The organism is uncultured Dokdonia sp. (genome assembly GCF_947492815.1).
GTDB lineage: Bacteria > Bacteroidota > Bacteroidia > Flavobacteriales > Flavobacteriaceae > Dokdonia.
The window spans coordinates 113,128-123,329 of the sequence record NZ_CANLOB010000014.1; the positions used below are offsets into that span (position 1 = coordinate 113,128).

At 33.8% G+C, this 10,202-nt stretch carries 10 protein-coding genes; 6 read left to right on the forward strand and 4 right to left on the reverse strand.

The annotated features are described in order from the left end of the window. Positions 1 to 184 precede the first annotated feature (184 nt). The gene (locus Q1A01_RS13895) at positions 185 to 1,831 is read right to left on the reverse strand and encodes a HAMP domain-containing sensor histidine kinase (protein ID WP_299681938.1); all 1,647 of its coding nucleotides are present in this window, start codon (positions 1,829 to 1,831) and stop codon (positions 185 to 187) included. Between the two features lie 250 nt (positions 1,832 to 2,081). Here Q1A01_RS13895 and Q1A01_RS13900 point away from each other — a divergent pair, with 250 nt between their 5' ends. Beyond that, the gene (locus Q1A01_RS13900; protein ID WP_299681941.1) at positions 2,082 to 3,185 is read left to right on the forward strand and encodes a DUF4407 domain-containing protein; all 1,104 of its coding nucleotides are present in this window, start codon (positions 2,082 to 2,084) and stop codon (positions 3,183 to 3,185) included. 228 nt (positions 3,186 to 3,413) lie between these two features. On the opposite strand, the gene Q1A01_RS13905 is transcribed toward Q1A01_RS13900, so the two are convergent. Both Q1A01_RS13905 and Q1A01_RS13910 read right to left on the reverse strand, forming a co-directional pair. Further along, the gene (locus Q1A01_RS13905) at positions 3,414 to 3,707 is read right to left on the reverse strand and encodes an isoamylase early set domain-containing protein (RefSeq protein ID WP_299681944.1); all 294 of its coding nucleotides are present in this window, start codon (positions 3,705 to 3,707) and stop codon (positions 3,414 to 3,416) included. Positions 3,708 to 3,919: 212 nt separating this feature from the next. After that, complete coding sequence (locus Q1A01_RS13910; RefSeq protein ID WP_299681947.1) at positions 3,920 to 4,990, reverse strand: aminotransferase class V-fold PLP-dependent enzyme; 1,071 nt, start codon at positions 4,988 to 4,990, stop codon at positions 3,920 to 3,922. Positions 4,991 to 5,062: 72 nt separating this feature from the next. On the opposite strand from Q1A01_RS13910, the gene Q1A01_RS13915 reads away from it, so the two are divergent. Next, the gene (locus Q1A01_RS13915) at positions 5,063 to 5,509 is read left to right on the forward strand and encodes a 2TM domain-containing protein (RefSeq protein ID WP_299681950.1); all 447 of its coding nucleotides are present in this window, start codon (positions 5,063 to 5,065) and stop codon (positions 5,507 to 5,509) included. Beyond that, positions 5,506 to 5,988 (forward strand): dihydrofolate reductase, encoded by a 483-nt coding sequence (locus tag Q1A01_RS13920; protein ID WP_299681952.1) that lies wholly within the window; start codon positions 5,506 to 5,508, stop codon positions 5,986 to 5,988. Before Q1A01_RS13915 ends, Q1A01_RS13920 begins: the two co-directional genes overlap by 4 nt. A gap of 125 nt (positions 5,989 to 6,113) precedes the next feature. Here the strand turns inward: Q1A01_RS13920 and Q1A01_RS13925 are convergent, their stop codons facing one another. Next, complete coding sequence (locus tag Q1A01_RS13925; protein ID WP_299681955.1) at positions 6,114 to 7,391, reverse strand: hypothetical protein; 1,278 nt, start codon at positions 7,389 to 7,391, stop codon at positions 6,114 to 6,116. A gap of 313 nt (positions 7,392 to 7,704) precedes the next feature. On the opposite strand from Q1A01_RS13925, the gene Q1A01_RS13930 reads away from it, so the two are divergent. The 3 genes from Q1A01_RS13930 (at position 7,705) to fabD (ending at position 9,960) form a co-directional block, all read left to right on the forward strand. Then, positions 7,705 to 8,172, forward strand: coding sequence for a Dps family protein (locus tag Q1A01_RS13930; RefSeq protein WP_299681957.1), 468 nt, complete (start codon positions 7,705 to 7,707; stop codon positions 8,170 to 8,172). A 3-nt stretch (positions 8,173 to 8,175) separates the two neighbouring features. Further along, complete coding sequence (locus Q1A01_RS13935; RefSeq protein ID WP_299681960.1) at positions 8,176 to 8,745, forward strand: cysteine hydrolase family protein; 570 nt, start codon at positions 8,176 to 8,178, stop codon at positions 8,743 to 8,745. A 327-nt stretch (positions 8,746 to 9,072) separates the two neighbouring features. Next, the gene (fabD, locus tag Q1A01_RS13940; RefSeq protein ID WP_299681963.1) at positions 9,073 to 9,960 is read left to right on the forward strand and encodes an ACP S-malonyltransferase; all 888 of its coding nucleotides are present in this window, start codon (positions 9,073 to 9,075) and stop codon (positions 9,958 to 9,960) included. Positions 9,961 to 10,202 lie beyond the last annotated feature (242 nt).

Here is a 10,202-nt window from a genome sequence, read left to right on the forward strand (position 1 = left end):
TTTTGAGTAATTTCATCGATTTTACTCAAACCCTAAAGGGAATATCGACGAAATTGTTAGTTCTTCTTTTAGGATGGAGGTAAAAACTAAAAATTTCACTAGAAAATTAGAGTAATGGTTTCTTTATACGCTTTCGCACTTTGATTAAACGCAATATAAATTGTACTTACGTGAAAGTGTAAAATTATGTACTCACAGGTAATATAATAGTAAATGTAGTGCCTTCATCTGGCATGCTAGATATTTGTATATCCCCATGATGCTTTTCTATAAACTCTTTACAGAGTATTAAACCAAGACCTGTACCTGTTTCTCCACTAGTTCCTTCCCTACTTACCATCTCTCCTAATTGGAATAACGAAGAAGCTAGTTCTGGCTTCATTCCAATCCCATTATCTTTGATAGAAATATGGATTTTATCATCATCAAGGTATGAGTTAATAACAATCTCTCCACGTATATCTGTATACTTTATAGCATTAGAAGTTAAATTACGTACAACCGTTCGGATCATATCTACATCTCCATAAAAATGAATAGTATCATCTAAATTTTGAACAATCGTAATCTTTTTTGCAAGTGCCTGTTGATCTAATAATGCAATTGTTTTGCGAATAGTTACTGCAATATTAAAGTGAATAGGTTCATAAGCAAGCTCTCCTGTTTGTGAGAGTGCCCAACGCAACAAATTATTCAATAAATCCACTGTATTTCTTGTAGACTTTCTAACTTCTTTAAAAAGAGAATTTATAGAAGAGTCGTCTGTTTTTTCATCCTGTAATAAACCCAATAACCCTTCTATAGATTGTAAAGGCTGTTTTACATCATGACTTATCATAGTAAAAAACCTATTCTTTGTTTGATTTAAATGTTGTAATTCTTCATTTTGACTTGCAATCTCTGTATTAGCAATTTCCAACCTATTGTTTAATTTTCGATATCTATCCAATTGCCACGTAATAATCAATAGCACTAAAATTAAAAGTCCATAATACAAGAGTAAAATATTTCTAAAACGCTTTCCTTGATTTGGCACTTCTTTATAAGCCGTTGCTATGGTTATCTCAAAACCAAAATATTGTTTTGTTGTAGAGATAAAAGCATCTTCTGGGATAGTGAAATTTTTATAGAACTCTTTATCTACCTCTTTAGTATGCACTTCTGTTCCATTATAAGAACGTGTACGATCAAACTCATTTCCACGTTCTGTAGAAAACTTAAATGCAAAACCTTTCGTTACCTCATCGTCATAAACACTAGACATAATGGTTGCAAAATTCAAAATAGGAGCCCCATACCCTTCTACAATACCATTGCGCTTTATTCTAAAATCTATAGGTATTCCTAACCAACCTTCTCTTAGATTAATAGGAGGAAACATCTTAAGATCATCTGTTTTCATCAGATCATCTAATGCTTTTATTTTTTCTTCACTTCGAAAATCTCTTACAGAACGACCTATGAGTTGAGCAGGATCATTTTCATATCGCGTAAATGCCTGTCTGAATATATGTGATGTATCTATTACAGAAACGGCTATAGAATCTTTACTATCTATATCATTTAATTGACTTTGTACAAACTTCTGAAACTGATCTTGACTTGGCATCTCTTCAGACATATTTATATATGACTTCATTCCAGCTACAAGTCCTGCCAGATTATGTACACTACTGGAAAATTGATTTACCGCACGATTGTGTATGTACTCTAATTGTTGTCTATTAGAAATCTCGACTTTTTCTAAATTACTTTGATGTAATAGATATACAACAACCCCTCCTAGAAAAATTAGGAAAAAACATAAATACCAATGAATGGAACGTTTCAAAACAATTAAATTTAACCCGATAAAGATACAACTTATACGCATGGTCTATAAGCAATCGTATTTTATATACTTTTGTACTTCGATTAAGCTAGATATAAACTTCATTTACGTAAAAGCATATATACCATAATTCAAACAATACATCACACTTCTTCTAAAAAAATGTAACATTCTATACATTTTTGCGTTCTTATAGGCACAGCATCATCAATCAACCAGTTCGTTACTAGCGAATACAAAACATACTTTTATGATACAGCAATTTTTCATTCTCTGTTCTGGAGCAGACAGAGATGTGCTAGACACCTGTTCTCGCGGAGAGAAAAACAAATACGCAGGTATAGGCGCCACTGTATTTTTTACAGCAATTCTAGCTGCTATTGCAGCCACTTATGCGCTATACACCATTTTTGACAACGTATATAGAGCGATTCTTTTCGGAATACTTTGGGGCTTTGTAATTTTCAACTTAGACCGTTTTATTGTTTCTACACTCAAAAAACGAGACCAATGGTGGAAAGAATTTGGGATGGCTATACCGCGTCTTATCCTAGCAGTGATAATTGCTATTGTGATTTCAAAACCCTTAGAACTTAAGATTTTTGAAAAAGAAATAGACCGTGTGATGCTAAGTCAAAAAAATGATTATACGGTTCAGAATCAGGGCGAAATCTTAGCTGCCTATACACCAGAAATAAATAAACTGGATGCTGAAGTAACGAGTTTAAAAGACGAAATCGCTACCAAAGAAACAGAAGTAAATAACCTGTATGAAATATACATAGCTGAAGCAGAAGGGACTGCAGGTACTGAACTCTTAGGAAAAGGACCCGTATATCAGGAGAAGCGTGATAAACACGATGCGGCTTTAGAAGAACTCACCGCCTTAAAAGCTGCTAATGCTGATAAAATCGCTTTCGCGGAAGCGGAAAAAACACGCCTTAGAGATGAGTTTAACACAGCCGTAAGTACGAGTCAACCCATCATTAACAACTTTGATGGTTTGATGGCACGTATCGATGCTATGAAAGAATTGCCTTGGCTTCCCTCGTTATTCATATTCTTACTATTTCTAGCTATTGAAACAGCGCCTATATTTTCGAAATTGATCTCTCCCATGGGAGAATATGATATAAAACTCGCCGATCATGAAGCCACCATAAAAGCGTGGAGTGCTCAAAAGGCAGCACAACGTAAAATCTTAACAGAAACAGATCACATCCTTAATGATCGTATCTATACCGATATTGCTAATGAAGAAGAACTCTATAGCTATAAGAAAAAGATGGCCAAAGAGATTATGAAACGACAACAAGATGCATTCTATCGAAGACAGACTAAAATATTAGGATAATCATATACGGGTGTGATGGATCTATCCATATGTTGATAGATACCGCTTCATCGTCACACCCATTTTTTTTATATATTGCAAAAATAACAACCTATACTACTTGAATATTCATATAAATAGCGTAACACTCTATCATAGAGCATTACGCTATTTTTCACACACAATATTTTGACCCAAACACTATATTTGGATGTATTGTATTAAGGTATAAGTATATATGACGAACTGTTATAATTCTATAACACTGTTTTCTGCCGCTGCATATGAGTTCCATTCAAAACGGTCTGCTTCCTGCTCATTAGTCCATTCTCCATCTATCACATAACGGAATTCATACGATTGCTCTGTTGGAATATCAAACGTTCCTTTAAAACTTCCATTTTTAAGTTTCTTTAAAGAAGCTGTGGTGTCCCAATTATTAAAATCTCCAGCTACAGCTACCGTAGTTGCTTCAGCTGCAGGAACTGTAAATGTTACTTTACATACAGGCTTTGTTTTTAGGTATTTCTTTGTAAGTGGCATACTAAAATTTATTTATATTCTACGCTCCAAATATAGAGATAGCACCTAACAAAAAACAGTTTATCAGTGAGTTAACAGCATTTTTTACAGAATGATAATATTGACTACTCAAAATAAACAATACGGTAAAACGCAAACGTTTTCAATTATGAATTTGCTAGTAAAACAATATGGTTTCAATATGTTTTTTAGAAAAAAAAGCTCAAAAACAACTATAAAACAGTCAATAATTGCTGTAAATCGTCTTCTGTATTAAAATAGTGAAATCCAACACGCACCCCTTTACCTCGTAAAATACACATGATATTTTGAGCTTTGAGACGATGTACAAGTGCTTCATCTCCTTTCAAATTAAAGATAGAAGAATGCGAAGTTCGTTGTACAACAGCCTCTTCCAATAATCCTCGCTCCGTAAATGCAGTTCTTGCTTTTTCAGAAAGCGCTTTTATATGGTTCTCAATAGCGGTGATCCCAAATTCATTAATAATATCTATCGCAACACCTAGACTTCCATAGTTTAAGGTATCTTGATGTCCCGGTTCAAAGCGTCCTAAAAAACTTCCTTCTTGTGCTTTATATTTTCCTTGTAAGGAGTTAAATCCTGTTGTTTTTGGAAACACTTTTTCAGACACCGATTCTTTAAAAAGAAAGATTCCATTTCCATATCCAGCATTCATCCATTTGTAACAACTCCCACCCATCACATCAATAGCTGATGCGTCAAAATCAAAAGCTTCGGTTCCAAAATACTGTGTAGCATCTGCAAAAAACAAGGTCTCGGGATAGGTCGCTTTTAACTGTTTCAAGAATTCGAAGTCTATTTTGATTCCGTTGATATATTGTATAACAGAAAATGCAAATATATCAGGCTGCGCTTTCGCGAAAGCGGAGGCAACATTTTTCTCCAAATCATCATCAATTTGCGCATACGTAATCTCAAAATCACGAGATTCAAACGGCCAATTTATCGAAGGATAATCATTTTCTAATAACAACACCTTTTTAGAAGTAGGTACACCTTCTAAAAGCGTATTAAAACCATATGAAAAGTTAGGCACCAATGCCACTCGATTAGGAGCACAAGAAAATAAAGCCCCTACTTTTTCACGCACTGTTGTAAGTGCAGGTCCTCGATTATCTTTAATAGCACTTCCCATCACAAAAAAATCCAAATCATGCTCTTGCCTATACTCCAATACAGGTGATGGAAGTAATCCCGAAGCAGGTGTATTCAAATAAGTACATTGCTTAGTAATTGGGAAATATTTTTTAAATGCTGTCATAACTTTTCTGTGCGAGTTAAAAATCTTAATTTTGAGTGATACCGATATCAAATCGGCATAAAGGTCGTATATATGTCTATATTCTCAAAGAAAACACCGTCCACTATCGATCCAGAACAGCGTGCATTAATCGAAAATGCACAGGCACGTATGCGCCAAAAAAAGAGATTGTACCGTCACTTTGTACTTTTTCTAGCGGGTGCTATCCTGATGATTATTGTAAATCTTGCCTTGGGCTTTGGGAAGGATATCAAAATATTTGATACTGATTGGTTTGTGTGGGGTATTTTACTGTGGACCTTTTTCTTCCTCGTACACGGTATAAATGTTTTAGTATTAAACCGTTTTATGGGCAAGGATTGGGAGGAAGAACAACTTAATAAGCTTGTAAAAAAACAACAGGATAGAATTGCTGAACTTGAAGAAAAAGTAGCAGTAGCACATCCATTACCTGAAAAAAAAACTCCAGTCGAGAGTACCATAACACCAACACCTACAGACCAGAATACTCCCCTATGATAACAATGATCGCTGCTGCGGCAGAAAATGACGCCTTAGGAAAAGACAATGACCTTGTATGGCATTTACCTGATGATTTTAAACGTTTTAAAACCTTAACTACTGGACACCATATTATTATGGGGCGCAAGACGTGGGAATCATTTCCAAAACCTTTACCTAATCGTACCCACGTAGTCATCACTCGTAATACAGATTATAAAACCGAAGGCGCTGTAGTGGTACATTCTATGGAAGATGCGCTCGCTTTCGCGAAAGATGATTCAAACGCATATATTATTGGAGGTGGTGAGATTTATACGATTGGTCTTGACTTTGCTACCCATATCGAACTCACCCGTGTTCATGGTGAATTTGAAGCCGATGCGTTCTTCCCTAAAATAGATACTACTGTTTGGGAATTACAAGAAAGTGTATTTCACGATGTAGATGATCGACATAAGTATGGGTTTACCTATGAGACGTGGAGGAAGAGGTAAGTTTTATATATAAAAAGCAATATTGAGAATAAATTATTGCTATTATATGAAACGGAAGACAGACTTGTAAATTTCATTTTAGAATTTACAAGCTGTATTATATACAACTCATGAGATCAGTAATATTACTGCTTTGGAAATTTTAATAGTAAATGATATAAGATTACTCTAACCCCCTCTCTTTTGTGGTATGATTTGAACAATCTGCTATCGGTATATTCAACATCTATTTCTTCTAATTCATCAGTTATAGGATAAATAAAAGTATGCTTATTCGTTATATATTCCTTGTACTTTTCTACAGCTTTAGGAAATGAGTTTATTTTAAGATTGTAATATACAACTACAAACTTCTCCCTTAGACCTTTTGAATCATAATAATTCTCAAGCTTGTCTATATGAGTTTTGATAGTCTTTTTTATTAAAGAGTCAAGATTAAATGCTTCTATAAAATATTCTTTGCCATTTACAGAAATTACCCCATCAACACTTCCTGCCTTTTTTCCGACTGTTGACCTCCCATATTTTGGTTGATCTTTTGTATAGTAGTTCTTATGAAGTAATTCTAATATCTGTTTAGTCCTCGTATCTTCATCAACATTCCAATAAAGCTTATTTTGTTGCATTGTATAAGCTGCATTTAAAACATCATTGACAATGTCATTTTGAACAAGAGTCTCCCTTGAGTTCAAAAGTTCAATAAATAAGTTTTCGAAGAGTTTACTGTTTGATAATAATAAACTCCAAGCTTTGTAAAAATATCCTTGAAATTTCCCATCCTCATAGGCATTAGTAATTTCACCGCCATCTTTAATGTTTTTTTCAATATTCATCGAAACTCTAAAACCTGTATGATTATTTCTCCAACTGTGCGTGAAAATTATTTCTTTAGTTATGTACTCAAAAATTTTATTCACAAAATCAAACTTATCGGCAAACATCGGCATAAACTTATTGATATAATCTTCCTCAAAAAAATCATAACCATCTTTAAATCCAAGGCTATAATCCTCAAAATAAGGAAATAAATCAGCAAGTCTTTTAATTGGTTTTCCCTTATATGTGTCTTTTGAATCTATTAGAAACATTAATTGATAAAAAAGTTTTTTTCTAAGAATGAAAGCTCCATTATAGCGAAAAAGATAAGGAGACAATGTAGTTTTTGGATTACCTATATAACCAATTGATACAAATTTTTGATAATCTTCATTGGTTAACATATCACAACAAGGGGAAAAATAGTATTCTTTAATTATCTGTGGGATGTCGAAATTTGCTAATAAATAATTATGAGTGAATTCTTCAGGAACTATTTTATTTTCTTCATTCTGTAATATCAAAATACCAGAATGATATAATCTTATATATTTTAATAATTCTTCATTAATTTCTTGATCTATCATTTACTCGTCCATTTTATAGATGGGTATTTACGCTGTTTAACGTCATTTTTAAATGAATTCTATCACAAAGTAAAATTAATAAAATACATTATAGCTATCATCAAGCTTACATCATAAAAACTAATAAAGAGACAAACTAACAAAAAGCAACTCTCATTACGGGATATTTAGAAAATGATTTCACTATCAAAATGCCTAAAATATAAGTCCTTTATTTTATCTTATCTATTTGTTAAAAATTGTACGTAATTAAACGAAAGAAACTACTTTTAATACGACTAATTCGATACTAAAAACAGCTAAAATAAATACCATGAAAAATCTAATTGGGATTGACCAAGATAAAGCCAAGGCACTTACAAACGAACTCAACCAATTACTCGCAGACTATCAAGTTTTTTATCAAAACTTACGGGGGTTTCATTGGAATATCAAAGGACGTGAGTTTTTTGAATTGCACTTAAAATTTGAAGAATTCTACAACGATGCGGTGATTAAAATAGATGAAATTGCAGAGCGCATCCTTACATTAGAAGGCGAGCCTTTACATACCTTTACAGCCTATGTAAGTCATGCCGATATCAAAGAAGAAAAAGGAATCACTAATGGTATAGAAGGTGTTCAAATAGTCGTTAAAAACTTCGCTACCATCATCTTAAAAGAAAGAGAGATTTTAACCCTTGCTGCCGAAGCCGATGATGAAGGAACAGTTGCTTTAATGAGTGATTATATCTCCCAGACAGAAAAAACCCTTTGGATGTTAAACTCGTATTTACAATAAACAATGACAAAACTAAGAGATCAAAATACAGCCTTACTTTTAATAGACCTTCAAAAAGGCTTTTCGGAAGAAGCACATTGGGGCGGTAATCGAAATAATAGAGATGCAGAAGAAAAAGCCTTGCAATTGTTAGAAACGTGGCGATCTTTAGAGCTGCCTATCTTTCATATTATTCATAGTTCGCAAGATCCAAACTCATTACTTCATAAATCACATCCTGGTTTTGAAATGATAGATGCCTTAAAGCCTAAAAATGACGAACCGCTCATTATTAAAGATGTCAACAGTGCCTTTATAGGAACCGATTTAAAAGAACGTTTGGATGCACAAAACATTAACAAACTAGTCATTGTGGGGCTCACTACAAATCATTGTATTTCTACCACAACCAGAATGGCAGGAAATTTAGGATTTGATGTGTTATTAATTTCTGATGCTACGGCTACATTTGATAGAAAAGGATTGAACGGTCAGACTTATTCTTCAGAGATGATTCACGAGACCGCATTGGCAAGTTTACATAAAGAATTTGCAGAAGTCTTGGATAGCAAAGTATTACTTGAAATGGTTTAAAAAAGAATCAATATCACTTCGCTTCAGGACTTATTTTTAGTCGTGATTCCTGATTCTCTTTAGTCATGGTACTAATCATTATAAAAGTGCTTATGAGTCAAGCTGAACTTGTTTCAGCTTCTCACTAATTTAATGGGATTCTGAAATAAATTCAGAATGACGCATAAAGTCTCATCTATATACGCTTTCGCGAAAGCGCATACATTTAATAATAAAATTCCTGATTCCCTTTAGTTTTGAATCATTTTAAGAAGCGCTTTTCCTCTTCTTAAAATACTGCTATACTTTCTGTATTTTTGCAGTTACAACTAAATAAACAAACTATATATGAATGCATATATTTTCCCAGGACAAGGGGCACAATTTTCAGGAATGGGACTTGACTTATTTGAAGCATCTGGACTGGCACAAGATTACTTTCATAAAGCAAATGATATTTTAGGTTTTGCGATTACAGATATTATGTTTGAAGGAGAAGCCGAAGATTTAAAACAAACCAAGGTAACACAGCCTGCTATTTTCTTACACTCTGTAATTTTGAGTAAAGTATTAGGCGATGCATTTCAACCTGATATGGTTGCTGGGCATTCTCTAGGAGAATTAAGTGCACTTGTTGCCAATGGCACTTTAGGTTTTCAAGATGGTTTAAAATTAGTATCACAACGCGCATTAGCTATGCAGAAAGCATGTGAGATGCAACCTTCTACCATGGCAGCTGTATTAGGATTAGAAGATCAGGTAGTAGAAGATGTATGTGCTGCAACTGAAGGAATCGTAGTTGCTGCAAATTATAACTGTCCTGGACAATTAGTAATTTCTGGAGACATTCCTGCTATTGAAACAGCCTGTGAAACCTTAAAAGAAAAAGGAGCGCGTCGTGCATTAGTACTTCCTGTGGGAGGTGCCTTTCACTCTCCATTAATGGAACCTGCTCGTGAAGAATTAGCCGCAGCAATAGAAAATACGACATTTAACACACCTACATGTCCTATTTATCAAAACGTATCTACTACAGCCATCACAGATCCAAAACTCATCAAAGAAAATCTAATGGCACAACTTACAGCGCCTGTAAAATGGACGCAAAGTATACAACATATGATCGCCGATGGGGCGACAAATTTTACAGAAGTAGGGCCTGGAAAAGTATTACAGGGATTAATGCGTAAAATAGATCGCAGTGTTACTGCAAGTGGGGCTATAATACCTGAATAGAAAATCATTATAATTACTATAAAACAATAAGTAGTAAACCAAAAATCCCGCCTAACAACGGGATTAATCCAACTGACTATTTTGAATGCTCCCTTTGGGCTTTTCAAAATAAAATTTTTTGTATATCCGTAAATAGTCCTAAAGTGAATTAATTTTCGTATATTTTATTGAATTTAAGATGGTTAAATATGAATATATTTTCTTTTGGCGTACAGTTTACAGATGAAAAGAGTTGTCGATTA